The 24,848-nt window shown below is 71.3% G+C and carries 22 protein-coding genes and 1 pseudogene; 9 read left to right on the plus strand and 14 right to left on the minus strand.

Annotation, left to right across the window (positions count from 1 at the left end):
• The 5 genes and pseudogenes from Q0444_RS03710 to Q0444_RS03730 all read right to left on the minus strand — a co-directional run.
• Window positions 1-258, minus strand: a pseudogene (locus tag Q0444_RS03710) (hypothetical protein); the annotation flags it as partial.
• 54 nt (window positions 259-312) lie between these two features.
• Window positions 313-1,548, minus strand: a complete 1,236-nt coding sequence (locus tag Q0444_RS03715) for an MFS transporter (protein WP_291080524.1) — start codon at window positions 1,546-1,548, stop codon at window positions 313-315.
• Entirely contained in the window at window positions 1,545-2,879 is a 1,335-nt protein-coding gene (locus Q0444_RS03720) for a M20/M25/M40 family metallo-hydrolase (protein WP_291080522.1), read from the minus strand. Before Q0444_RS03720 ends, Q0444_RS03715 begins: the two co-directional genes overlap by 4 nt.
• Window positions 2,876-4,048, minus strand: coding sequence for an amino acid deaminase/aldolase (locus Q0444_RS03725; protein WP_299021614.1), 1,173 nt, complete (start codon window positions 4,046-4,048; stop codon window positions 2,876-2,878). The genes Q0444_RS03720 and Q0444_RS03725 overlap by 4 nt, the downstream gene beginning before the upstream one ends.
• Before the next feature lie 25 nt (window positions 4,049-4,073).
• Window positions 4,074-4,712, minus strand: coding sequence for a TetR/AcrR family transcriptional regulator (locus Q0444_RS03730; protein ID WP_291079446.1), 639 nt, complete (start codon window positions 4,710-4,712; stop codon window positions 4,074-4,076).
• 140 nt (window positions 4,713-4,852) lie between these two features.
• On the opposite strand from Q0444_RS03730, the gene Q0444_RS03735 reads away from it, so the two are divergent.
• The 3 genes from Q0444_RS03735 (at window position 4,853) to Q0444_RS03745 (ending at window position 10,911) form a co-directional block, all read left to right on the plus strand.
• Entirely contained in the window at window positions 4,853-6,187 is a 1,335-nt protein-coding gene (locus tag Q0444_RS03735) for a D-arabinono-1,4-lactone oxidase (protein WP_299021534.1), read from the plus strand.
• A gap of 103 nt (window positions 6,188-6,290) precedes the next feature.
• A complete protein-coding gene (locus Q0444_RS03740) occupies window positions 6,291-6,986 on the plus strand; it encodes a hypothetical protein (protein WP_291079448.1) in 696 nt (231 codons plus the stop codon).
• A gap of 127 nt (window positions 6,987-7,113) precedes the next feature.
• Window positions 7,114-10,911, plus strand: coding sequence for a multifunctional oxoglutarate decarboxylase/oxoglutarate dehydrogenase thiamine pyrophosphate-binding subunit/dihydrolipoyllysine-residue succinyltransferase subunit (locus Q0444_RS03745; RefSeq protein WP_299021616.1), 3,798 nt, complete (start codon window positions 7,114-7,116; stop codon window positions 10,909-10,911).
• Between the two features lie 68 nt (window positions 10,912-10,979).
• On the opposite strand, the gene Q0444_RS03750 is transcribed toward Q0444_RS03745, so the two are convergent.
• Window positions 10,980-11,894 carry a glycine betaine ABC transporter substrate-binding protein gene (locus Q0444_RS03750; protein ID WP_291079452.1) on the minus strand — a complete coding sequence of 305 codons (915 nt, stop codon included), beginning with the start codon at window positions 11,892-11,894 and terminating at the stop codon, window positions 10,980-10,982.
• Window positions 11,895-12,030: 136 nt separating this feature from the next.
• Here Q0444_RS03750 and Q0444_RS03755 point away from each other — a divergent pair, with 136 nt between their 5' ends.
• Complete coding sequence (locus tag Q0444_RS03755; RefSeq protein WP_291079453.1) at window positions 12,031-13,104, plus strand: magnesium and cobalt transport protein CorA; 1,074 nt, start codon at window positions 12,031-12,033, stop codon at window positions 13,102-13,104.
• Here the strand turns inward: Q0444_RS03755 and Q0444_RS03760 are convergent, their stop codons facing one another.
• Genes Q0444_RS03760 through Q0444_RS03770 form a run of 3 tightly spaced genes read right to left on the minus strand, consistent with a single transcriptional unit; the run spans window position 13,105 to window position 15,244 of the window.
• Window positions 13,105-13,710: a suppressor of fused domain protein gene (locus Q0444_RS03760; RefSeq protein ID WP_291079454.1), complete on the minus strand. Its 606-nt coding sequence runs from the start codon at window positions 13,708-13,710 to the stop codon at window positions 13,105-13,107.
• On the minus strand, window positions 13,710-14,216 hold the full coding sequence (locus Q0444_RS03765) for a general stress protein (protein WP_291079455.1): 507 nt from the start codon (window positions 14,214-14,216) through the stop codon (window positions 13,710-13,712). Before Q0444_RS03765 ends, Q0444_RS03760 begins: the two co-directional genes overlap by 1 nt.
• A complete protein-coding gene (locus Q0444_RS03770) occupies window positions 14,213-15,244 on the minus strand; it encodes a CoA ester lyase (protein WP_291079456.1) in 1,032 nt (343 codons plus the stop codon). Before Q0444_RS03770 ends, Q0444_RS03765 begins: the two co-directional genes overlap by 4 nt.
• Window positions 15,245-15,312: 68 nt before the next feature.
• Here Q0444_RS03770 and Q0444_RS03775 point away from each other — a divergent pair, with 68 nt between their 5' ends.
• The 4 genes from Q0444_RS03775 to Q0444_RS03790 all read left to right on the plus strand — a co-directional run bounded on the left by Q0444_RS03775 (window position 15,313) and on the right by Q0444_RS03790 (window position 19,535).
• Window positions 15,313-16,623 carry a magnesium transporter MgtE N-terminal domain-containing protein gene (locus tag Q0444_RS03775; RefSeq protein ID WP_291079457.1) on the plus strand — a complete coding sequence of 437 codons (1,311 nt, stop codon included), beginning with the start codon at window positions 15,313-15,315 and terminating at the stop codon, window positions 16,621-16,623.
• The gene (locus Q0444_RS03780; RefSeq protein WP_291079458.1) at window positions 16,620-17,171 is read left to right on the plus strand and encodes a DUF1003 domain-containing protein; all 552 of its coding nucleotides are present in this window, start codon (window positions 16,620-16,622) and stop codon (window positions 17,169-17,171) included. Before Q0444_RS03775 ends, Q0444_RS03780 begins: the two co-directional genes overlap by 4 nt.
• An 81-nt stretch (window positions 17,172-17,252) precedes the next feature.
• Window positions 17,253-18,356: a lytic transglycosylase domain-containing protein gene (locus tag Q0444_RS03785; protein WP_291079459.1), complete on the plus strand. Its 1,104-nt coding sequence runs from the start codon at window positions 17,253-17,255 to the stop codon at window positions 18,354-18,356.
• A gap of 39 nt (window positions 18,357-18,395) precedes the next feature.
• A complete protein-coding gene (locus Q0444_RS03790; protein WP_291079460.1) occupies window positions 18,396-19,535 on the plus strand; it encodes an Mrp/NBP35 family ATP-binding protein in 1,140 nt (379 codons plus the stop codon).
• A gap of 52 nt (window positions 19,536-19,587) precedes the next feature.
• Here Q0444_RS03790 and tatB read toward each other — a convergent pair whose 3' ends face one another.
• The 4 genes from tatB to sigE all read right to left on the minus strand — a co-directional run bounded on the left by tatB (window position 19,588) and on the right by sigE (window position 22,785).
• Window positions 19,588-20,028, minus strand: a complete 441-nt coding sequence (gene tatB, locus Q0444_RS03795) for a Sec-independent protein translocase protein TatB (protein ID WP_291079461.1) — start codon at window positions 20,026-20,028, stop codon at window positions 19,588-19,590.
• Window positions 20,029-20,090: 62 nt separating this feature from the next.
• Entirely contained in the window at window positions 20,091-21,605 is a 1,515-nt protein-coding gene (locus Q0444_RS03800) for a S1C family serine protease (protein WP_299021546.1), read from the minus strand.
• Between the two features lie 10 nt (window positions 21,606-21,615).
• On the minus strand, window positions 21,616-22,065 hold the full coding sequence (locus Q0444_RS03805) for an anti-sigma factor (RefSeq protein WP_291079463.1): 450 nt from the start codon (window positions 22,063-22,065) through the stop codon (window positions 21,616-21,618).
• A gap of 96 nt (window positions 22,066-22,161) precedes the next feature.
• Entirely contained in the window at window positions 22,162-22,785 is a 624-nt protein-coding gene (sigE, locus tag Q0444_RS03810) for an RNA polymerase sigma factor SigE (RefSeq protein ID WP_291079464.1), read from the minus strand.
• 202 nt (window positions 22,786-22,987) lie between these two features.
• Between sigE and Q0444_RS03815 the strand changes: the two genes are divergently transcribed.
• Window positions 22,988-23,596 (plus strand): O-methyltransferase, encoded by a 609-nt coding sequence (locus Q0444_RS03815; protein ID WP_291079465.1) that lies wholly within the window; start codon window positions 22,988-22,990, stop codon window positions 23,594-23,596.
• A 9-nt stretch (window positions 23,597-23,605) separates the two neighbouring features.
• On the opposite strand, the gene glgC is transcribed toward Q0444_RS03815, so the two are convergent.
• A complete protein-coding gene (gene glgC, locus Q0444_RS03820; RefSeq protein WP_291079466.1) occupies window positions 23,606-24,832 on the minus strand; it encodes a glucose-1-phosphate adenylyltransferase in 1,227 nt (408 codons plus the stop codon).
• Window positions 24,833-24,848: the final 16 nt, after the last annotated feature.

Raw genomic sequence — 24,848 nt, forward strand, 5'->3', positions numbered from 1 at the left:
CGGCGGGGCCGGGGGGTCGGTCTCGTCCGGCCGCGCCACGACCGGCTCGCGCACCGCGGCGGCGGGCGCCGGCTTCTCGGCGGCGGGCGCCGGCTTCTCGGCGGTGGGCTCGGCGGCGAGCTCCGGCTTCTCGGCGGCGGGCTCGGGAGAAGGGGAACCGTCACCCTGCTCCTCGGTCACGGTCACATCGGGGGTACTGGCGGCGGTGTCGACCTCGTCGCCAGCGGTGGCGGTACGGTCCTCGTTTTCATTATTCATGAGGTGCCCCATGCTACGGCGTCGAAGGCCCCGCACGCGACACGACGACGCAGGTCACTCCCCCGGGGCCACCCGGTTCGGGCGGTCGTGCGTCTCCCTGGCGAACAGCCACGGCACCACGGCGGCCAACAGGAGAGCACCCGAGAGCGCGAAACCCGCGGTGTAACCGACCAGATCCACGACCAGCCCGATCAGGACGGGGCCGAGGATCGCACCCGAGTCGCTGGCCATCTGGAAGGTCGCCAGCACCTTCCCCCCCGCCCGATCGGCACCGACCACGTCGGCGACCGCCGCCTGCTGCGCGGGGTTGAGCACCCCCGCCCCGATTCCCGCCACGACGGACGCGGCCACCAGCAGCGGAACGGTGTCGCACCAGCCCAGGACGAGGGTGGAGAAACCGGAGACCACCAACCCGCCGATCACCAGCGGTCGGCGGCCGTACCTGTCGGACAGCCAGCCCGCGATCGACACGACGCTCGCGGTTCCCACCGCGAACGAGGCGAGGGCCGTGCCCGCTATCCCCGCCCCCGCGTCGAAGCTGGCGGCCGCGAACAGCGGGACAATCGCCACGCGCACCCCGAAGGAACTCCAGCCGTTGACGAAGCTCGATACGAGTGCGGCGCGATACCCGCTGTGCCGCAGCGCCTCGGCGACGGGCAGGGCCTCCTGCCCCTCGGTCCGGTCGCCGGGCGTCGGTCTGCCCCCGCCGCGGAGGAAGATGCCGACCACCCCGGTCGCCACCAGCAGCGTGCCCGCGTAGACGAAGAACGGCACCCGCATCCCGAACCCCGCGAGCAGACCACCGATCACCGGCCCGCCGATGTTGCCGATGAGGAACGCGGTGGCGTACAGGCCCGCGATCCGCCCCCGGGCCCCGGGCGGCGAGAGGCGCGTGAGCAGTGCCATCGCCGAGATGGTGAACATGGTCGAGCCGAGCCCGCCCAGGCCGCGGAACACCAGCAACTGCCAGTAGTCCCGGGCGAGGCCGGTGGCCAGGGTCGAGACCACCACGATGAGCAGCCCGGTCATGTAGACCCAGCGCTCCCCCATCTTGTCGACCAGGAAACCGCCCGCGGGCGCGAACACCAGCCGGAAGAACGCGAACGCACTGACCACCACCGACGCGGCGGTCACCGAGACGTCGAAGCTCCTGGCGTACTGCGGGAGCACGGGTGCCACGAGGCCGTAGCCGACCGCGACCGCGAAGGCCGCCGCGACGAGCACCCAGACGTCGACCGGCAGCCCGGTCCGTGAGGTCGACTGCGGACTACCGGTGAGCGGGCCCCTCACGCCGATCCGAGGACGCGGGCGAGCACGTCCGCACCGAAGTGCAGCGCGTCCACCGGGACCCGTTCGTCGACGGCGTGGAAGTGGCCGAACACGTCGAAGTCGTCGGGGACCCGCAGCGGGACGAAGCCGTAGCCGTCGATGCCCAGCGGCGCGAGGTGCTTGTTGTCCGTGCTGGCCGGAAGGAGGTACGGCACGACGAGCGAGTCCGGGTCGACGTCTCGGACCGCCTCCCGGATGACGCCGACCAGGGGGTCGTCGGCGGGGGCCGAGATCGGGGGTTCCCAGATCCAGTCGACCGAGACGTCGGGACCGAGTTCGGCCTCGATCTCGGCGCGGAAGGTGTCCTCGCCGCCGGGGAGGACGCGGCAGTCGATCTCCGCGAACGCCTCGGCCGGGATGACGTTGGTCTTGTACCCCGCGGACAGGATCGTCGGCGACGCCGTGTGCGAGAGCGACGCGGCGACGAGCGGGCCGAAGTGCCCCAGGACCCCCAGGTGTCGCGGGAGGTCGGCCACCTCCCCGCTCACCCCCGCGATCTCGCCGACGACCCGGGCGAGGGCGGTGTTCGCCTCGGTCGGCGCCACGGGGAAGTCCGTGCTGGCGACGCGGTGGACGGCTCCGGCGATCGCGGCGACGGCGTTGTCCGGTGTGGGGCGCGAGGCGTGTGCCGCGGTGCCGTGGGCGCTGATCCTGCCCCACGCGACGCCCTTCTCGGCGATCGCGATCGGGTAGAGGCGACGCCCGGCGACGGGGACGGACCACCCCCCGACCTCGCTCAGGGCGTGGGTCATGCCGTCGAAGATCTCGGGCCGTTCCCGCACGACCCACTTGGCGCCCATGATCCCCGCGGCCTCCTCGTCGGCGAAGAAGGCGAGCAGCAGCGGTCGCCGCGGGACGATCCCCTCCCGTCGGAAGTGGCGGACCACGGCGAGGACCATGCCGATCATGTTCTTCATGTCCACGGTGCCGCGACCGTAGAGCCACCCGTCGCGGATCTCGCCGGCGAAGGGAGGGACCGTCCAGTCCCCGGCGACCGCCGGGACCACGTCGACGTGGCCGTGGACGACCAGCCCGCCGGCCCTGGGGTCCGCCCCGTCGAGGCGGGCGAACAGGCTCCCCCTCCCGGGCACGGACTCGACCAACTCGCTGGCGATCCCCACCTCGTCCAGGTACTCCGCGATCCGGCGGCACACGCGGGTCTCGCCGTCGCCGATCGTGGCGGGATCGCCCGTGTTGGTCGAGTCGATGGAGACGAGGTCGGCCGTGATCGAGACGGCCTCGGCGTGCAGCAGCGCCCGACTCCCGTCCGTCGTCGGTGCGCCGTCCGTCATCCGAAACACTTCCCTTCCCCGCGATACGTGGGCCAGCGGTCCACCACCGCCGGCCCCTGAGCAGTCTGGTCCACCACGTGGATGGTGTCGAACCGCTCGCAGACCTCCCCGGCCTTGGCGTGGCGCCACCAGGCGCGGCCGCCGATCGCCACCTCCCCGCGCACGGGGGTCTGGACCTCTCCGGCACCCTCCCTGCCCAGATAGCGCAGCCCTTCCGGCCTGGCCGGCACCGGCAACCTGTCCGGGCCCGGCGCCCCGGAGGCCACGTAACCGCCGTAGAGGAAGGTGGTGAGGCCCCGAGCCGGGGTCCGCACGGCCGGCAGCGCGAAGAACAGGGACGGCCGCGGGGTGAAGGAGCGGTAGTGGTCGAACAGCCCGGGCACGTACAGCCCGGACCCCGCGGTCACCTCGGTCACCGCAGGGTCGGCGGCGCTCTCGGCGACGGAGCCGGACCCGCCGGAGTTGACGATCTCCGGTCGCTGCCCGGTGAGGTCGGTGATGGTCGCGGCCACCGCCGCCCGCAGTCCGAGGAGCCGGCGCATGGACAGCGCCTTGACCAGGCCGACGCCGCGGACGTCGTCGGGGACGCCGGCGACCTGCGCCTCGTAGAACATCGCGCCGACCACCCGGAAGCCGAGCCCCACCGCGCTCCGGACCAGCGGCTCGACCTCCACGGGTCCCCGGAGCGGCGAGCGGCGGACGCCCAGATGGATCGGACCGAGCCTCAGTGACGCGTCCACGTCGACGCACACCCGCGCACCGCCCGCCCCCGCATCCCGGGCGATCTCCAGCTGGCGCACCTCGTCCACCATGAGGGTGACGGCGTCGAGCGCCCGCGGATCCCGCCCGAGGGCCGCGAGGGCGCCCCGGTCGACGGTCGGGTACCCCAGGAGGACGTCGTCGCACCCCTCGCCCACCAGCCAGATGGCCTCGGCGAGGGAGTAGGCCATGACGCCCCGCACGGCGGCGTCGCCGCTGAGCCCGTGACCGAGCACCTCCTCGAGGACGCCCCGGCACCGCACCGACTTGCTGGCGATCCGGATCCTCGTCCCCCCGGCGCGGGTCGTGAGATCGGCGAGGTTCGCGCGCAGGCTGGGCAGGTGGAGAGCGGCGAGGGGGGCGTCGAGCCCGGCGGTCGCGGACTCCACGGCATCGAGCGCGTCCCGCACGTCCGGCACCCGCGCACCCCGGCCGCTAGGCGCCATCGGCCGGACGCGCGTTGGCGACCACCAGATCGACGGCACGGTGGAGCAACGTGTTGGCCTCGTCGTCGTCCCGGTAGATCTGCCACCGCAGTCCGACGCCGGAGATGATGGCCATGACCACGCGCACCATGTCGTCCAGGCCCATGGCCCAGCACATCCCCGCGGACTCCGCCGTGCGTTCGAGCACCGACCGGACGATCGCCTCGTTGGAGTGCTGCTGGTCCCGGGCCAGGCCGCGCTCCGGCAGACCGAACGTGCGCAGGGAGTAGGAGATGATCTCGTAGCTGAGCAGCTGCCGGTCCGGGGAGGCGGTGATGACGGCCCAGATGAGGTCGATCGCGTCGTAGAGCCTCCGGCGCAGACCCTCCTCGCCGCGGACCGCCGAATCGAAGTCGACGCTGACGAACGCCGTGGCGGCCTGGTGGACCTCGGCGTTGACGGTCCCGATCAGCTCGCGCAGCAATTCCTCCTTGTCGGTGTAGCAGTAGTGGACCACGCCGAGGGAGACCCCGGCCCGCTCCGCCACCCCGCGCACGGTCACGGCGGCCAACCCGTCGTGCTCGGCGATCTCGAGGGCGGCACGGAGGAGTTGCGCTCGGCGCTGATCGGCGGGAAGTCGTCTGGTCACCCGTCCATGGTACGACGACGAGGTCCTCGTTGACACCGTTCACAGCGACCACCCCGACCGCACGACGACCCGGATCCGGACCGGCCATCCCTCGGCCGGGGCGGCCCCTCGTCCCGCCCGGGCGGGTAATCTCCGCTCCCATGACCACCTCGAGTGCACCGTGGCAGAACTGGGCCGGAAACGTCCTCGCCTCCCCGTCCGGGCGGGCCCGACCGACGACGGTCGCGGAGGTCACCGCGGTGGTGACGGAGGCCGCGGACCGGGGCAGCCGGGTCAAGTGCGTGGGCGCCGGGCACTCCTTCACCCCGGCCGCCGCGACCGACGGCGTCCTGGTCTCGCTGGACGACCTCACCGGGATCGAGTCGATCGTCCCCACCCTCGACGCGGACGGGCGGGTCGACGGGGCCGACGTGACGGTCTGGGCGGGCACGCGCCTGCACAGGCTCGGCCCCCTGCTGTGGGACCTCGGGCTGGCCCAGCCCAACCTCGGGGACTTCGCCGAACAGTCCCTGGCCGGGGCGGTGTCCACGGGCACCCACGGGACGGGGTGCAGCGCCCCCGGACTCCCCGCGACCGTCGTCGGGCTCCAGCTGGTCACCGCCGACGGGACCGCCCTCACGTGTTCGAGGACGTCGCACCAGGACGTCTTCGAGGCGGCGCGGCTCGGGATCGGCGCGCTCGGGATCATCACCAAGATGACGATCCACTGCGTGCCCGCGTTCGCGCTGCGGGCCGAGGAACGCCCGTGGACCCTCTCCGCCGCGCTGGAGGACCTCGAGGGCTTCGCGCGCTCGGCCGACCACGCCGAGTTCTTCTGGTTCCCCCACACCGACGCCGTCAACGTCAAGCGCAACACCCGGCTCCCCGGTGACACCGCCCTCAGGCCGGTGGGCAGGATCCGGGAGCTGGTCAGTGACGAGTTGCTGTCCAACGAGGTGTTCGGTGCCCTGTGCCGCGCCGCGGCCCGACGCCCGTCGCTGACGCCCCGGCTCAACCGCGTCGCCTCCGGTGCGTTGTCGGCTCGGACCTTCACCGACCGCAGCTACCGCGTGTTCGCCTCGCCACGTCGCGTCCGCTTCCGGGAGATGGAGTACGCGGTGCCCGTGGACGCCGCCTCCGCCGTCCTCCGGGACCTGCGCGAGGCGATCGACCGCTCCGGCATCGTCACGCCGTTCCCCGTGGAGGTGCGGTTCGCCGCCGCGGACGACGTCTGGCTCTCCACCGCGCACCGCAGGGAGGTCTGCTACATCGCCGTGCACCAGTTCCACCTGATGGACCACACGGAGCTCTTCCGGCTCGCCGAGGAGATCTTCCTCGCCGCGGGCGGCCGCCCCCACTGGGGCAAGATGCACACCCGGACCGCGGCCGACCTGTCGCACATGATCGAGCACTTCGGCGACTTCGTGTCCGTCCGGGACCGGCTCGATCCGGACCGCGTCTTCGGCAACACCTACACCGAGCGCGTGCTGCCGTGACGTACCCCGCCTCCCCGATCTCCGTACGGTGGTGAGACAACGCGGGCCGCTCAGGACACCCGTCCACGCGGTCTCTTCCGCGACCACACCCGAGGAGTGCCCCATGGCCGACCGCGCCCCCGCAGAAACCGAGCTCGCAGGACCCGTCGCCGGGGTCATCACGGCGGTCCTGCGCCGGGCCATCCGGACCCAGTCCGGTGTGGCCCGGGCTTACGTGCGGCTGATCCGCGAGCGCCATCCCGATCAGAGCCCCGCGCAGATCCGCAGGACACTGGACTCGCGGTTCCTCGCGATGGTCACCGTGTCCGGCGTCGCGGTCGGCGCGGCCGGCGCCGTGCCCGGGGTGGGCACCGTCGTCGCGGTCGGCGCGATCGGCGCCGAGTCGATCGTCTTCCTCGAGGCCGCTGCGTTCTACACGCTCGCCGTGGCCGAGGTCCACGGACTGGACGTGCGCGACGGCGATCACGAGGAACTGCTCGTGATGACGGTCATGCTGGGCGCCTCGGGCACGGCGATCCTGTCGAACGCGATCAGCTCGGGCGGCGGGTCGACCGCCGGCGGCTCCCTCGCCGCCCGGTCACTGCGCATCCCCGGGCTCAAGGAGGTCAACCGTCGGATGGTGTCCCGGTTCGTCCGGAAGTTCGCCGTCAGGCGCGCCACCCTCGCGATGGGCAAACTCGCCCCGGCGGGGATCGGCGCCGCGGTGGGCGGCTGGGGGAACCGCAGGCTCGGGCGGGTCGTGGTGGACACCGCCGACGCGACCTTCGGCGCACCCCCGGAGGCGTGGCCCGCCGCGTGACCGGGCGGACGGACCTCGGTGACGCATCCCCCTGTCAGGTGAGATCGCAAGGCCGAGAACGCGCGGAGCGTCTAGCCTGGGTCCATCGGCGTGTGAAACCCACCACAGATCAGAGAGGCACCACAGCATCGTGAGCAACAACGTCTCACAGTTCGGACAGAACCAGTGGCTCGTGGACGAGATGTACGAGCGCTTTTCGCAGGACCCGTCCTCCGTGGACACGTCCTGGCACGAGTTCTTCGACGCGAACCCCGGGGCCGCCTCTCCCCCCGGTGGGGGTTCGTCCAACGGCACGGCGCCCGGCCGGCCCCGGGCGCGCGGGGGTGACGACGCCACCCCGGTCCCGGCGGCCGCCGAGACCTCGGAGACGACCGTGCACGACGTCACACCGGACGCCACCGCGGCGGATGTGGCGGCCAAGCCGGCGGCGGACTCCGCTCCCGCTCGCAAGGCACGGGGGCAGGGCGTCCCCGCCCCGGTGCGCACGCCCGAGACCCGGAACAAGCCCGACGCGCCCGCCGCCAGGCGGACGACCCGGCCCGAGTACGCGCCGCCGGAGGAGGCCCAGAACACGGTCCTCCGTGGTCCCGCCAACGCGATCGTCAAGAACATGAACGCGTCGCTGTCCCTGCCCACCGCGACGTCCGTCCGGGCGGTACCGGCCAAGCTGATGATCGACAACCGCGTCGTCATCAACAACCACCTCAAGCGCACGCACGGCGGCAAGATCTCCTTCACCCATCTCATCGGGTACGCGATGGTGCAGGCCGTGAAGGCCTACCCCAACATGAACAACCACTTCGAGGAGATCGAGGGCAAGCCGAACACCGTCACCCCGACCGGGATCAACCTCGGTCTGGCGATCGACATGAAGACCAAGTCGGGTCGCTCCCTCGTCGTGGCCGCGATCCGGAAATGCGAGTCGCTGGACTTCCGCGGCTTCCTCGACGCGTACGAGGACATCGTGGCCCGCGCCCGCGTGGGCAAGCTCACGATGGACGACTTCTCGGGCGTCACCATCTCCCTGACCAACCCCGGCGGCATCGGCACCGTGCACTCCGTGCCCCGCCTCACCGTGGGTCAGGGCGCCATCCTCGGCGTGGGGGCCATGGAGTACCCGGCCGAGTTCCAGGGTGCGAGCGAGGAACTGCTGGCCAAGAACGCCATCGGCAAGGTCACCACGCTCACCTCCACCTACGACCACCGGATCATCCAGGGTGCCGAGTCCGGCGAGTTCCTGCGCGAGATCCACCGCCTGCTGCTCGCCGACGAGTTCTACGACGAGATCTTCGACGTCCTGGGGATCCCCTACGAGCCGGTCCGGTGGCGTCAGGACATCACCGACCCGCGCGTGGACAAGGACGCCCGCGTCCTCGAGCTCATCGCGGCCTACCGTGACCGCGGGCACCTCATGTCCGACATCGACCCGCTCGACGGTCGGCACGCCCAGCGCAGGCGCACCTTCCACCCCGACCTGGACGTCAACTCCCACGAGCTGACCCTGTGGGATCTGGACCGCAAGTTCTCGGTCGGCGGCTTCGTCGGCAAGGACAAGATGCGCCTCCGGGACGTCCTGTCGGCGCTGCGCGCCGCCTACTGCCGCAAGATCGGCATCGAGTACACCCACATCCTCGAGAACGAGCAGCGGCAGTGGATCCAGGAGCGGCTCGAGGGCGTCGACGACAAGCCGACGGTCGCGGAGCAGAAGTACATCCTGTCCAAGGTCAACGCGGCCGAGGCGTTCGAGACCTTCCTGCAGACCAAGTACGTCGGCCAGAAGCGGTTCTCGCTCGAGGGCGCGGAGTCCGTGATCCCCATGATGGATGCGGTCATCGACGAGGCGGCCGAGTTCGCCCTCGACGAGGTCGTGATCGGCATGCCGCACCGCGGCCGGCTCAACGTCCTGGCGAACATCGTGGGCAAGCCGTACCGGCAGATCTTCACCGAGTTCGAGGGGAACATGGACCCCTCGGCCGCGCACGGCTCGGGTGACGTCAAGTACCACCTCGGGGCCGAGGGAATCCAGTACCAGATGTTCGGCGAGAACGAGATCAAGGTCTCGCTCACCGCGAACCCCTCCCACCTCGAGGCCGTCGACCCGGTCCTGGAGGGGATCGTGCGCGCCAAGCAGGACCTCATCGAGGATCCCGAGTGGCGGGCCGAGTACCCCGTGGTCCCCCTCATGCTCCACGGTGACGCGGCGTTCGCGGGCCAGGGCGTGGTCGCCGAGACCCTCAACCTCTCGCTCATCGACGGATACCGCACCGGTGGCACCATCCACATCGTGGTCAACAACCAGATCGGGTTCACGACCGCGCCCGAGGCCGGTCGGTCGAGCCAGTACTGCACGGACGTCGCCAAGATGGTGGGGGCGCCGATCCTCCACGTCAACGGCGACGACCCGGAGGCCTGCGTCCGCGTCGCCCGCCTGGCGATGGATTTCCGTCAGCAGTTCAAGAAGGACGTCGTGATCGACCTCGTCTGCTACCGCCGTCGCGGACACAACGAGGCCGACGACCCGTCGATGACGCAGCCGCGGATGTACAAGGTGATCGACGGCAAGAAGAGCGTCCGCCAGTCGTACACGGACGACCTCGTCGGTCGTGGCGACATCACGGAGAAGGAGGCGGAGAACGCCCTCCGCGACTTCCAGGGGCAGCTCGAGCGGGTCTTCAACGAGGTACGCGAACTCGAGAAGCACCCGGTCAAGGCCTCCGAGTCCATCGAGCCGGATCAGCCGCTACCCAAGCGGCTCGTCACCGCCGTGGACGAGTCGGTCATCCACTCGATCGGCGACGCGTTCGGCAACCTCCCCGAGGACTTCCACATCCACCCCCGCGTCAAGCCGGTCTACGAGGCGCGTCAGAAGATGGCGTACAACGGCAACATCGACTGGGCGTTCGCGGAACTCCTCGCTATCGGTTCACTCGTCCGCGAGGGCCGCACCGTCCGGCTCGCCGGACAGGATTCCCAGCGCGGCACCTTCACGCAGCGTCACGTCGTGGTGGTGGACAAGACCACCTCCGAGACCTACTCGCCGCTCCAGAACCTGGAGGACGCGCAGGGTCGCCTGGAGGTCTGGAACTCGGCGCTCACCGAGTACGCCGGGGTCGGCTTCGAGTACGGGTACTCGGTCGGCGACCCGGAGGCCCTGGTCATGTGGGAGGCCCAGTTCGGCGACTTCGTCAACGGCGCGCAGACCATCATCGACGAGTACATCTCGTCCGGAGAGGCCAAATGGGGGCAGAAGTCCTCCGTGACCCTGCTCCTCCCGCACGGCCACGAGGGCATGGGACCGGACCACACGTCCGGCCGCATCGAGCGCTTCCTCCAGCTCTGCGCGGAGGGGTCGATGACCGTCGCGCAGCCGTCCACCCCGGCGAACTACTTCCACCTCCTGCGGCGCCACGCCACCGACGGCATCAAACGCCCCCAGGTGGTGTTCACGCCCAAGTCGATGCTCCGAAACAAGAAGGCCGTCAGCCCACTGGCCGAGCTCACCACGGGCAAGTTCCGGTCGGTGATCGACGACCCGGTGTTCGCCGACGACGCGAAGGACGCGGAGAAGGTCACGACCATGCTGCTGGTGTCGGGCAAGCTCTACTACGAGCTCGCCGCCCGCCAGGAGAAGGAGGGCCGCGACGACCTCGCCATCGTGCGACTCGAGCAGATCCACCCGATCCCGTTCCGTCGCCTGCGCGAGGCCCTCGCGCACTACCCGAACGTCGCCGAAGTCCGGTGGGTGCAGGAGGAACCCGCCAACCAGGGCGCCTGGAGCTTCCTCGCGCTCAACCTGCCTGACGTCATCCCGGAGTTCCCGCCGCTCAAGCGGGTCTCCCGCCGGGCCATGGCCGCCACGTCGACCGGCCTGAGCAAGGTGCACGCGGTCGAGCAGAAGGCACTGGTCGACGAGGCGTTCGCCTGACGGTCGCCCGGTCCGTCCGGGCACCACGCACATGACGGGCCCGTCCGCACGCCGCGGACGGGCCCGTCTCAGTACCCGTGCGAGTCCAGCCAGTAGTTCGCCAGACTGACCGGGGTCGCGCTCCCGAACTCCACCCCCAGCAACAGCTCCCGCACGTCCTCGGTGGTCAGCTCGCCGCTGATCCTGTTGACCAGCGCGAGCCCGTCCTCCGAGAGTGAACCCTTCCGGAAGACCGGGACGACGTTCTGCGCCGGTATCGCGTCCTTGTCGTCGTCCAACGGCACCATGTCGTCCGGGTCCAGGATCGGGTCGGCCGACTGGACCAGCCCCACCCCGATCTCGCCGGCGCGCAACGCCTCGAACACCACGCGTGGGCTGGGGCCCAGGGCCACCCGTCGACCGAACCCACAGTCGTAGGTGTCCCCCACCGCGCCGGCGAGCTCCCGGTCCGCCAGCGCCTCCGCGCGGGCGCCGAGGGTGAACTCGCCGCACCGGCCGGCCAGGTCGGACATCGACCGGAGCCCGAACACCTCTGCCGTGTGCCGGGTCACCACGTAGACGGGCGCGTCCTCCGCCGGCGCGGGGTCCGCCGCGGTCACACCCTCCGGCAGCGACGCCATCATCGCCGCGTACACCTCGTCGGCCTCGACAGCCGTCGAACCCGGGTCGAACATGCGGAGCAGCTCTCCGGTGAACCCGATGGTGAACGTGGCGTCCCCGGTCGTCACCGCCTCGACCACCTCGGCCTGGGTGCCGGACCGGGGACGTTGCGTGACCCTGGTGCCGGACCGGGTCAGGGCGTTGCCGTAGATGTGACCGATGATCTCCGACTCCCCGAACGAGGCGGTCTCGATCACCACCACCGGATCGGAGTCGTGCGCCGGAACGATCGACGACTGCGCCTGACACCCACTCGACACCACCGCGAGGACCCCGGAGACAGCCAACGCCCGCACCCCGGCCCGTGCCCCTGTCCGCAGCATCCGACCACGTCCTTTCTCACCCCGTCCGCACCCGTCGGCGCGGCACCCGACCGCCAGTCTCCCAGCAGAACCCAGGCCGCGTCACGCCGAGGTCCACCGACCGATACTGTCGTGCGAGAGGATGAGAGGAGCGCCCGTGCCGAGTATCGGACGACGACGGATCGGGGCGGTGTCCCCGACACCGCCGGTCTCCCGGCTCCACGTTCCCACCGAACGTGCGGTGGTGGACTGCGGCGTCTACGTCGACGGCGTGCGCGAACAGGGCAGGTTCACCCACCGCGCGGCCATCCGACGGGTGCGCGACACCGGGCAGGGCTTCGTGTGGATCGGCCTCCACGCCCCGGACCAGCATCAGATGGAGTCGCTGTCCCGGGAGTTCGGGCTCCACGAGTTGATCACCGAGGACGCGACCAGCGGGGATCAGCGACCCAAGCTCGAGGCCTACGACGGCATCCTGGTGCTCAACATGTCGACCGTCAGCTACCTCGCGCACGAGTCCGTGACGGAGGCCAGCGACATCGTGTCCACGGGCGAGGTCATGGTGGTCCTGGGCCGGGACTTCGTGGTGACGATCCGCCACGGGGAGTTCGGCGGCCTGGCCGGGATCCGCGAGGAACTCGAGCGTGCACCCGAGCGGCTCCTCCAGGGGCCCGCGGCCGTCATGCACGCCGTGGCCGACCGCGTGGTGGACAGCTACCTCGAGGCGGCGGAGGGGATGAGCCGGGATGTGGACGAGCTGGAGTCCGGGGTCTTCGCGCCGCGCACCCCCGTGGACATCGAACAGATCTACTTCCTCAAGCGGGAACTGCTCGAGCTGAAGCACAACATCTCCCCGCTCGTCGTGCCCCTGCGCAGGCTCGCCGGGGATCACCTCGGCATGGTTCCCAGCGAGATCCGGCACTACTTCCGTGACGTCCAGGACCACCATTCCCTGGTCACTGCGCAGGTGGCCACCCTGGACGAGCAGGTCACCTCGCTCGTCCACGCCGCCGTGGCGATCGTCGGGATGCGGCAGAACACCGACATGCGGCGGATCTCGGCCTGGGTGGCGATCGCCGCCGTCCCCACCATGATCGCGGGCGTCTACGGGATGAACTTCGACCACATGCCCGAGTTGCGCATGGAGTACGGCTACTTCCTGGTGCTCGGGTTCATGCTGACGGCGTGCGGGGGACTGTTCCTGCTGTTCCGGAAGAACAGCTGGCTCTAGTCACCGGGTCAGTCCGGGGTTGACCGCGCGGCGCGCCGGGTCGGTCACGTCGATACCGGCCTCCGACCACGCCTCCTCGAGCTCCGCGGCACCCTTGAGGCGAACCCACGCGGCCTCGGTGTGCGTCACCGGAACCGCGCGGAACACCCTGACCGGCGCCGCGTCCCCACCCACCTCGACGTCCGGGATCTCGGGCGCACGGAGGACGACCGCGGTGAACGCCGCGCCCGGCCACAGCGGTTCGCCCAGGTCCACGAGCGCGCCCTCCGTCAGGACGAGCCCCTCGACAGCGGGCGCCGCCGCCAGGACGGCCAGAGCGCGGACCAGTCCGTCCACCCCGCCGCGCAGCACGAGTGACAGCTCCGCGCGCGGGGCGGTCGGGTCGGGCACGAGTGCGGACGGGTCCCCCATCGGTTCCGCCGAGCACCCGAGCGAGGCGTACCGGACCAGGCCCGTCTCCACCTCGACGAACCGCAAGACCCGGATCGGGGCGGCCCCGAGGAAGGTCACCGACGCCTCCTGCGGGTCGGGACCGAGGTGGGTGACCAGGTGCTCCCGCACCGCGGCGAGGACGGCCGACGGATCGACCGAGCCGCCGGCGGGCATCACTTGAGTCCGAGGCGGGCGAGCTCGTCGCGGACCCTCTCCGCATCGGCCGGCTCGCACAGGATGTCGTAGCGTCCGGCGACGAGTTGGGAGGTCGACGCGAAGTCGCGCTTGCCGCGCGTCGCCGCGTAGGACAGCGACGTAGAGACCACCCCGAAGACGGAGCCCGCGACCAGACCGGTGAGGACCACTCCCCACATGGGTTGGGTGAACATCCCGATCAACAGCCCCACGAACAGGCCGAGCCACGCTCCCGTGGCGAGCCCCCCGAGGAGGACCTTGGGCCACGTCAGGCGACCGGTGACCCGCTCGACCTGCATGAGGTCCACCCCCACGATGGTCACCTCGTGGACGGGGAAGTCCTCGTCGGCGAGGTGGTCCACGGCGGCCTGCGCCTGGGCGTAGGTGGGGTACGACCCGACCACCCAGCCGGTGGGCGGGGTGGGCAGCCCGGGGGTCTGGCCCCCGGGGCGCCGCCCGGACCTGGGGTTCACGGGTGCGGTCATCTGCTGCGTCCTTCCGTCTCCGGCCCGTCCGGGTCGGGATCTCCGGCGTCCGACACCGTCATCCCGGCCGCGCGGCCGCGGGCGGACACCACCGAGGCCATCTTACGGCTGGCCTCGTCCAGCATCTCGTCGCCGAACATGACCGCGCCCCGGGCCCCACCCTCCACCGACGTGGAGTGCGCGTACGCGGCGAGGATGCCCTCGGCCTTGTCGAACTCGTCCTGGCGGGGGCTGAACACCTCGTTCCCCGCGTCCACCTGGGCCGGGTGGAGTACCCATTTCCCGTCGAAGCCCAGGGCCGCGGTGCGGGCCGCGGCCCGTCGGAAGCCCTCCTCGTCGCGGACCTTGAGGAACGGGCCGTCGATCGCCTGGAGACCGTGCGCCCGGGCGGCGACGAGGATCGTCATCAGCACGTGATGGTAGGCGTCACCAGGCTCGTATCCCTCCGGCTGTTCCCCGACGGTGAGGGTGCGCATCCCGACGGAGGCCATGAAGTCGGCGGGTCCGAACACCAGGGTGAGGACCCTCGGACTGGCGGTGGCGATTTCATGGATGTTGGTGAGCCCGAGGGCGTCCTCGATCTGCGGCTCGATCCCTATCGAGCCCACCGGCAGACCCGCGGTCCTCTCGACCTGGGTCAGCACCAGATCCAGGGCGGTGACCTCCGCGGCCGTCCGCGCCTTGGGCAGGAGCAGTGCGTCGACGTGGGCCCCCGCGCGACCGACCACCTCGGTCACGTCTCGGACCGTGTACTCGGTGTCCCACGCGTTCACCCTGACGACCACCGTCGGCGCGGTGAATCCACCGTGGACCAGCGCCTCGACGACGTTCTCGCGGGCCTGCGCCTTGGCCGGACCCGCGACCGCGTCCTCCAGGTCGAGGAAGACCTCGTCGACCGGCAGCCCGCGGGCCTTGCCGATCATCTTGACGCTGCTGCCGGGAACGGCGAGGACCGTTCGCCGGGGACGGGCCCGGAGTTCGGCGATCGCGGCGGACGCCGACGGCGCCGGGTGGGGGGCGGGGATCATTCGCGGGCACTCCCTCTTCTCCGGTGCGGACGGACACGGTCCGCCCCTCGGTGACTAGCCTGGTCCGCATGGCGAACCTCAACAAGGCCTTCGTCGCCAGGCTAGCCGGACTCTCGGTGATCGGCCCCGACGGGGACGACATCGGAAGGGTTCGAGACGTCGTGGTGACGATGCGGACCCGGCACAAACAACCCCGGGTCATCGGACTCGTGGTGGAGCTGCCCACCCGGCGCCGGATCTTCGTCCCCATGCTCAGGGTGGCCACCGTCGAGCCCCGCTCGGTCACCCTCGTCTCGGGGACCATCAACCTGCACCGCTTCACCTCCCGACCGGGAGAGAACCTGGTGCTGGGCGCACTGGTGGACTCGATCATCGGGGTCGAGCAGGACCGCACCGCCCCGGGGACCACTGACGGCGCGGACACCACGCGCTTCCAGGTCGTGGACGTGGAGATCGAACGACAGCGCACCCGCGACTGGCTGGTCTCCCGGCTCGCGGTCCGCCCGCGCCGCGGGCGCGGACCCCTCGGCAGGCGGGGTCCGGTGTCGATCTACCCCTGGAGCCGGATCCAGGGGTTGGACGACGACGCCATCGGGACACCCGAGCACGGCGCGGAGAGCCTCGTGGAGCACTACGCGGACATGCGCCCGGCCGACGTCGCGCACGCGCTGCGCGAGCTGCCCGAGGTCCGGCGCCTCGAGGTGGCCCGGACCCTGGACGACGAGCGGTTGGCGGACATCCTCCAGGAGCTGCCGCACGACGAACAGACGGAGATCGTCACCCGGCTGGAACTCGAACGGGCGGCGGACGTCCTCGAGGCGATGGACCCCGATGACGCGGCGGACCTGCTCAGCGAGTTGCCCGCGCAGGACGCGGAATCCTTCCTCGAACGGATGAACCCGGAGGATTCCGCCCCCGTGCGCCGGTTGCTCACGTTCGACGCCGACACCGCGGGCGGTCTCATGACCCCGGAGCCGATCATCCTCGCCCCTCAGACGACGGTCGCCGAGGCGCTGGCCCACTGCCGCAATCCCGATCTCAGCCCGGCCCTCGCGAGCCTCGTCTTTGTGGTCCGGCCCCCCACCGCCACCCCGACCGGCAAATACCTGGGCTGTGTCCACATCCAGGCGCTGCTGCGGGAGCTTCCGTCGACGATGGTCGCCGAGACCGTGGACACCAGCCTGTCGACGCTGCGCCCCACCGACTCGGTGGACTCGGTGACCAGGTTCTTCGCCACCTATAACCTGGTGTGCGGACCCGTGGTCGACGACGAGGGCCACCTCCTCGGCGCGGTCGCGGTCGACGACCTCCTCGACCATCTCCTCCCCGAGGACTGGCGGGACATGGATCTCCACGACGACAGGGAGGCGCGACCGTGACCGAGCCCGGCATCCGCTCCTCGCTCTCCACCCCGGTCACCTCCCGCCGACCCCGCATCAGCTTCGACTCCGACGCGGTCGGCAGGTACAGCGAGAGGATCGCCCGGTTCTTCGGCACCGGCACGTACCTCCTCATCCAGACGATCCTCGTGATCGTGTGGATCTTCATCAACGTCGCGGTGGTGGCGTTGCGCTTCGACCCCTATCCGTTCATCCTCCTCAACCTGGCGTTCTCCACCCAGGCGGCCTACGCGGCGCCGCTCATCCTGCTCGCGCAGAACCGGCAGGAGGACCGCGACAAGGACTCGGTCCGGGAGGATCGACTGCGGGCCACCCAGACCAAGGCCGACACCGAGTTCCTGGCCCGCGAACTCGCATCGGTCAGGCTGTCCGTGGGCGAGACCGTCACCCGCGACTACCTGCGACGCGAACTCGACGACCTCCGGGATTCGGTGGACCGGATCGAGACGCTGCTCGCGGACCTCGGAGCGGACGGACGTAACACCGATGGCGGGAAACCCGATTCACACCCAGAGGGCCGCGGGTAGCGTCAGCGCGGACGGCGGCGTGACGGCTCACCCGGTCGCCGACGTCGTCCGGAATCTGTAGGGGGATCTTTGCGTCACAGCGTGTACACCACCGATCGTCGTGTCCTGACGAGCGGAGCCGTCACCGCCGGCGCGATCGCCGTGCTCGCCGCCGTCGGGCTCTCGGTCGACAACACCGGACCCACCGGCGCCCCGGACATCAACCAGATCGCCGAGACGTCCACCACGGTCCCGACGATCACGGAGACGCCCGTCCCCCCGACCTCCCCCGACGCCCCACCGCCGCCGCCGGAGACCACCGACCCCGGCGCCGCGCACATCGTGCCCGCGACGATCCCCGACGGCCCCCTGGGCATCCCCGGGATCGCGCTCGACGCCTACCACCGCGCCACGGACCGTCTCAACGCCCAGACGCCCTCGTGCGAGATGGACTGGACGCTGCTGGCGGGGATCGGGCAGGTGGAGTCCAACCAGGGCCGCGGGTTGTTCGACCCCCACGGAAACACCCTCGGCCGGATCCTCGGCCCCCGCCTGGACGGGTCGATGCCCGGGACCGCGGTCATCACCGACACCGACGGTGGCCGGTTCGACGGTGACCACCAGTTCGACCGCGCGGTGGGACCGGTGCAGTTCATCCCGTCCACGTGGGCGGTGCTGGGCCGCGACGGCAACGACGACTCCGTGGCCGATCCCAACAACATCTACGACGGTGCGCTCGCCGCCGCCACGCTCCTGTGCGACCAGGGCGGTTCGATGGGCGATCCGGCCGCACGCACCCGGGCGGTCCTCGCCTACAACAACTCCCTCGCCTACGTGGCCAACGTCAACGCCTGGGCCCACGGCTACGCCGTCAACGCCTACCCGCTGCCCGCGGACCTTCCGGAGATCCACCGGCCCGAGCCGACCGTCGAGCCGCCGGCGCACTGCCCGGAGGGCTGGGAGGGTGATCCCACCGCTGCGCCCGCGCCGGCCGTCCCCGGTGAGCCCGCCCCCCCGGTCCCGGGCTGCACCGAGGCGACCCCGCCGTCGACACCCCCGACCTCCCCGACCCCGCCGACCTCCGCGCCTGCCGAGACGGCTCCGGCCCTGCCCTCGCCCACGGTCCCCGGTCCGGCCGCCCCTCCCGCGCCGCCGCTGTTCGGTCTCCCCTGCATCCCGCCGTTCTGCGTTCCGCCACCGGCCTGAATCGTCACCCCGTCCCCCGCCGCCTAGACTCGGGCCATCATGAGTGCACCCAGCGAAGAATCGATCCGTGCCGCTCTGGCCAAGGTGGACGACCCGGAGATCCGTAAACCGCTCACCGAACTCGGCATGGTCAAGAGCGTCGACGTCGACACCGCGACCGGCCGCGTCGACATCGGTATCTACCTGACCGTGGCCACGTGCCCCATGCGGGACACCATCACGGACCGCGTCCGCTCCGCGGTGACCGATGTCCCCGGGGTGGGCGAGGTCGTGGTCCAGCTCGACGTGATGGACGACGCGCAACGCACCGAACTGCGTAAGCACCTGCGGGGGGACGCGTCCGAACCGGTGATCCCGTTCGCCCAACCCGGGAACCTCACCCGGGTGTACGCGGTCGCCTCCGGCAAGGGCGGGGTGGGCAAGTCCACCGCCACCGTCAACCTCGCGACCGCCCTCGCCTCCCGCGGTCTGTCCGTGGGCGTTCTCGACGCCGACATCTACGGACACTCGATACCCCGGATGCTCGGCACCGACGCCCGGCCCACGCAGGTCGAGCAGATGATCCTGCCGCCGGTCGCGCACGACGTCAAGGTGATCTCGATCGCCCAGTTCACCAAGGGGAACACCCCGGTGGTGTGGCGCGGGCCCATGCTGCACCGCGCCCTCCAGCAGTTCCTCGCCGACGTGTACTGGGGCGACCTCGACGTCCTGCTCATGGACCTGCCACCCGGGACGGGTGACGTCGCGATCTCGATCGCCCAGCTCATCCCGTCAGCGGAGATCCTCGTGGTGACGACACCGCAACAGGCCGCGGCGGAGGTGGCCGAGCGCGCGGGGTCCATCGCCCTGCAGACCCGTCAGCGGATCGCCGGGGTGATCGAGAACATGTCCTGGCTCGAGCTGCCCGACGGCACGCGCATGGACGTCTTCGGGAGCGGCGGTGGCGCCGAGGTCGCGGAGAACCTGTCCCGATCGGTGGGAGCGCCGGTGCGGCTGCTCGGTCAGGTCCCGCTGGAACAGGCCGTCCGCGAACACGGCGACGAGGGCACCCCGATCGTTTTGGCGGAGCCGGAGTCCCCCTCCGGTCGGGCCTTCCGGGAGATCGCAGACGCCCTGGCGGTGCGCCCACGGGGTCTGGCGGGGATGAACCTGGGGATCGACACCACGCGGCACCTGTGACGACCGTCGAGATACGGCGGTGCGCGCCCCGGTCCGGCGCGGATCGCCGACCCTAGGTCGCGTCGGGGTCCCACTCGGGGGTCGCGCCCGACGGCCGCGGGTCCTGCGGCGGCGGGGACGCGGCGGGGCCGGCCGCCTGCGGCCGGGGTCCGGTGGTCGGCGTGCCGGCCACCGCTGCTCCACCCGCCGGCGCCGCGGCCCCGAAGTCGCCGGTGAACAGGGAGTCGTCACCGTCGAGGAGGTGCTTGGTCACCATCGCGCGCGGGTTGAGGCCCCGCAACTCGTTGAGCTGCTTGAGCGGCTCACGGAACTCCTCGAACTCCGTCCCGTAGTCGTCGCGCAACTGCTGCTGCGCGGACCCGGCGAACTCCTTGACCTTGCGGATCGCGGAGGCGAGCCAGCGGGCGGCCTCGGGCAGGCGCTCGGGACCCAGGACGACCAGCGCGATCACGCCGAGCACCAGGAGCTCGGACCACCCAACGTTAGTGAACATCGCCCTCGAGGATACGTCGTCGCGACGGCGGGCGGGACAAGGGTCTGGTGGTGGCTCCCCTGTCACCCCAGCGTGGGTCGGACGATCACCTCGACCCGGGCCCCGCCCCGGATCACCTCGACGGGGACGTCGGAGCCCGCACCCGCTCGCCGAACCGCGACCACGAGCTCGTCCGAGGATCGCACACGGCGGTCCCCGACCCTCGTCACGACATCCCCTTCCCGCAGCCCCGCCTCCTGCGCCGCGGACCCTTCTCTCACGTTGACCAACTCGGCACCCTCGAGGTTGCCGTTGTCCGCCTTGCGGGCGTTCACCCCGATGGTGGCGTGCCGGACCGACCCCTCCCTCATCAGCGACGTGGCGATGTCGCGCACGTCGTTGACGGGGATCGCGAAGCCGAGGCCGATGGATCCGCCCGACTGGGTGAAGATGGAGGTGTTGATGCCGATCACCGCGCCCCTCGTATCGATGAGGGGGCCGCCCGAGTTGCCGGGGTTGATCGCGGCGTCGGTCTGGATCGCGTCGATCACCACGTCCCCGTCGGAGGTCGACTCCCCCAGCGCGATGGGTCGCTGGGTCGCCGACACGATCCCCTCGGTGACCGTCCGTGCCAGCCCGAGGGGCGAGCCGATCGCGATCACCTGCTCTCCGACCTCCACCTGGTCGGAATCGCCGAGCGCCGCGACGGTGAGGTTCTGGACGTCCTCCACCTTGAGTACCGCGAGGTCCGTCGCCGGGTCTCGACCCACGAGGTCCGCCGGAGCCCTGGACCCGTCGGGGAAGACGACCTCGATGTCGGCCCGGTCCGCGGCACCGTCCATGGTCACCACGTGGTTGTTGGTCACGATGTAGCCCTGGGGATCGATCACGATCCCGGAGCCCTCGCCCCGGGCCGAGGGCGTGGAGACCCGGATGTTCACGACGGCGGGCTGGACCCGCTGCGCGACCTCGCCGACCGGGTTCCCGGAATCGATCACCTTCTGCGGCGCGTCGGCGATCCTCACCGTGGACGTGGTGAGGACGCGGGCCGAATCGGCCACCAGCGCGCCCACCCCGCCTCCGACCGACGCCACGACGGCGACGGCCGCCACCGCCCCCAGCAGGGCCTGTCGGCTCAGTCGTCTCTCGAACAGGGCCTCGGAGAGCGAGAGCCTGGGCGGGTGGTCGGTGTGCCCACCGGACAGGTCGTGGGGTACCGGCGCGGGCGTCGGCGCCAGCGCGGGAGAACCGACGCCCACCGGGGCGTGGGGGTTCCGCCACGGGTCGGGCTGCGGGGGTGGGGGCACGTGGTCCAGGTCCTGCCAGGACGGATGGCGCTCGATCCCGCCCGTGCCCGATCGGGTCGGGCCGAACGCCTCCGCCAACGCCGGGTCGGGCTCGCGCGCGGCGTCCGGGGCCTCGCCGGTCCCGGTGTCGCGTCGGGGATCCAGCCCCCCGGTCACCCCGGCAGGTCGGGAGAAATGAGCGGCCGAAGCGGTCTCGACGACCGGACGGTGGAGTGGACTCGGCTCGCGCAGCGGGCGATAGGGCTCCGCGCCCCGCTCCGCCGGTGCCGGCACGCCAGTCTCGTCCTCCACCCGGCCCACCTTAACGGCCGAGCCGCCCGAGACGTCGGAGCAGCCTCGCCCACGGGTGCGGCGGTGCGGGCTGCGGCGCCCGGACCGGCTCGGGCGCGGTCGCGTCGCCGAGATGTCGGAGTCGCTCGCGGAGTTCCCCGGGCATCTGGATCGGCCCGGAGCCGCGGAGCGCGTGGCGGGCGTCGCCCTGCGCCGCCACGTCCGACCGGCACTGCGGACAGCGCGCCAGGTGGGCGTCCGCGCGGGCCTGACCCGTCGGCGGTAGGCGGGCGTCGACGTACGCGGCCACCGCCTCGGTCGAGAGGTGGTCGGTGGACAGGAAACGATGCTCGGTCCGTGGCGGCGGAGTCCTGCCCACCACCTCCCGAGCCGACCGCCGCGAGAGGCGGTACTCGCCGGGGTGATCGTGGCCGGGGTGATCGTGGCCGGTGTGATCGTGGCCGGGGTGCTGACGATCCACCGCGCACCTCCTCGCTACTCGCCTGCCGACGTCGTCGCCGGTCCCGTCACAGCGATCAACGGGCGGAGAGCCCCGGTGGTTCCCGCGACTCCGCGCTCAGTCGACGCGCCGGTGGACCCCGGTCACGCCGGCCGCCTCGAGCTCGGCCCGCAGCGCCGATCGCCCGCGGTGGATCCGGCTGCGGACCGTCCCCATCTTGACCCCGAGGATCCTGCCGACCTCCTCGTAGCTGAGGTCCTCGATGTCGCACAGCACCACGGCGGCGCGGAATTCCGGCGAGAGGTTGTCCAGGGCGGTCTGCAGGATCGGGTCGAAGGTCTCGTCGGACAGGACCTGCTCGGGGCTGCGCTCCCGCCCCGGGACGCGCTCGGCATCGTCGGGGAGGGCCTCGAAGCGGATCCGGGACCGCCGCCGGGCCATGTCGAGGAACAGGTTGGTCACGATGCGGTGCATCCACCCCTCGAAGGTCCCCGGCTTGTACCTGTCCAGCGACCGGAACACCCTGATGAACGCCTCCTGGGTGATGTCCTCGGCGTCGTGGGCGTTTCCGCAGAGCCGGAACGCGAGCCGGTACACCCGGTCCCCGTGCTGCGCGACCAACTCCGACCAGGTGGGCATGTCGGCGGCGACCCCACTCGAATCGAACCGTGCGGTGCCGACCGCCTCTCCGGCGTCGCGCCCGAGAACCGTCGTCGAACCGTGCACCGTCTGCGAGTACATGCGCTGCCGCCGCCTTCCGGCGCGGACATGGGGATCCGCGCGGTACGTCACGCCGCCCCCTGGTGGGACATCGTGCTGCCACCCTCTCCCATCGGCCTGTCCTCACGGTATACCCGTACTGAGATGCGCCTGAGAGTCTCATACCGATCCGATCACCGCGCGTTGGATGCGCGGTGCGCGGCCGCGGCGATACGCTGCCCAGGTGTCTGATTCGACAGATGTCCCCGCCACCGACCGTTCCGGGCCGGGCGGCCTCGCCCGCCGCAGCGCCGAGCAGGTCGACGACTCCCTCTACGCCGTCGCCCGCGCCGACGCGGCCGAGTTGGGGGCCGTCTCACCGGATCCGCTGACCGCTGAGGCGATCCGCCTGATCGCCCGCCTGACGGGGGCGCGCGCCGCGGTATGCCTCACCCCGGCGCCCGGCGTGCCCGCCCTCGCCATCCTCGCGGCGGCGGGCCCCGGAGCGGGGACGGTGGTCACCTGCATCACCGAGGACCCCCATCACCTCGACGCCGCCCGGTCCGCCCTGGGCGCGGCCGGCCACCCGGCCTCGGCCGCCCGCTACATCGCGGCCCGGCCCCTGGAGGTCGCCGACAAGCTGGCCGACGGCGCCTACGACCTGCTCGTCGCCGACGTCCCGGGCCACTCGGTGTCGAGGGTGGTCTCGCGCGCGCAGAAGCTGCTCCGCCCCGGGGGCGCGCTGGTCCTGCTCGGTGAGCACGCTCCGCTGCCGGAGGGCTCGGATCTACCGGACCACGCGCACATCACCATGCTCCCGGTAGGCGACGGGCTCACCGTCGTCACGCTCTGAGCACGCCGCTCAGCCGGGCAGCGATGTCACGGTGTTCTTGCCCACGCTGACCACCCCACCGGCGCTGATCGGAAACCGGAGCCGGTCCCGTTCGTGGTCCACGCCGATCACGTCGCCGGCACCGATCTGGCAGTTCTTGTCGACGATCGCCCTCCGCACGACCGCACCCCGCCCGATCCGCGCCCCCGGCATGAGTACGCTCCCCTCGACCACCGCGCCGTCCTCGACCACGACGTTGCTGAACAGCACCGAGTTGCGCACGGTGGCCGCCGAGATGATGGTCCCGGCCCCGACCATCGACTCCTGCGCCATGCCGCCGTTGACGAACTTGGCGGGCGGCAGATTGTCCTGCTGGGTCCTGATGGGCCACAGCTTGTTGTAGAGGTTGAAGACCGGGTGGACCGAGACCAGGTCCACGTGCGCGTCGTAGAACGCGTCGATGGTCCCCACGTCCCGCCAGTAGCCGCGGTCGCGTTCCGTCTCGCCAGGCACCCGGTTGCGGGCGAAGTCGTAGACGTAGGCGCGCTCCTGCTCCACGAGCGCCGGGATGATGTCCCCGCCCATGTCGTGGGTGGAGTCCGGCTTCTCCGCGTCGGCCTTGAGCGCGTCGACGAGCGCGTCGGTGGTGAAGATGTAGTTGCCCATGGACGCGAACGTCGCGTCCGGGTCGTCCGGGGTCCCGGGGGGGTCGGAGGGCTTCTCCACCCAGCCGCGGATGAGGTCGTCCTCGGCGGCGTCGATGCAGCCGAAGGCGAACGCCTCGCTGCGTGGCACCCGGATGCCGGCCACCGTGACCGCGGCGCCGGTCTCGATGTGGTGGTCGAGCATCTGTCGCGGGTCCATGCGGTACACGTGGTCGGCGCCGAAGACCACGATGTGGTCCGGCTTCTCGTCGTAGACCAGGTTGAGGGACTGCAGGATCGCGTCCGCCGAGCCGGTGTACCACCGCGGCCCCAGCCGCTGCTGCGCCGGCACGGGGGTGATGTACTCGCCCCCCATCCCGCTCATGTGCCACACCTGCGAGATGTGGCGGTCGAGGGAATGCGATTTGTACTGGGTGAGGACGCAGATCCGGTGGAAGCCGGCGTTGACGAGGTTGCTCAGGACGAAGTCGATGAGACGATACGACCCCCCGAACGGCACCGCCGGTTTGGCGCGGTCCGCCGTGAGCGGGAAGAGGCGCTTGCCCTCGCCACCGGCGAGAACGATTGCTAGGACGTGCGGCTGTTTCCTCACGACACCACCGTAACGA

This window comes from uncultured Dietzia sp. (assembly GCF_937873725.1).
Taxonomy (GTDB): Bacteria; Actinomycetota; Actinomycetes; order Mycobacteriales; family Mycobacteriaceae; genus Dietzia.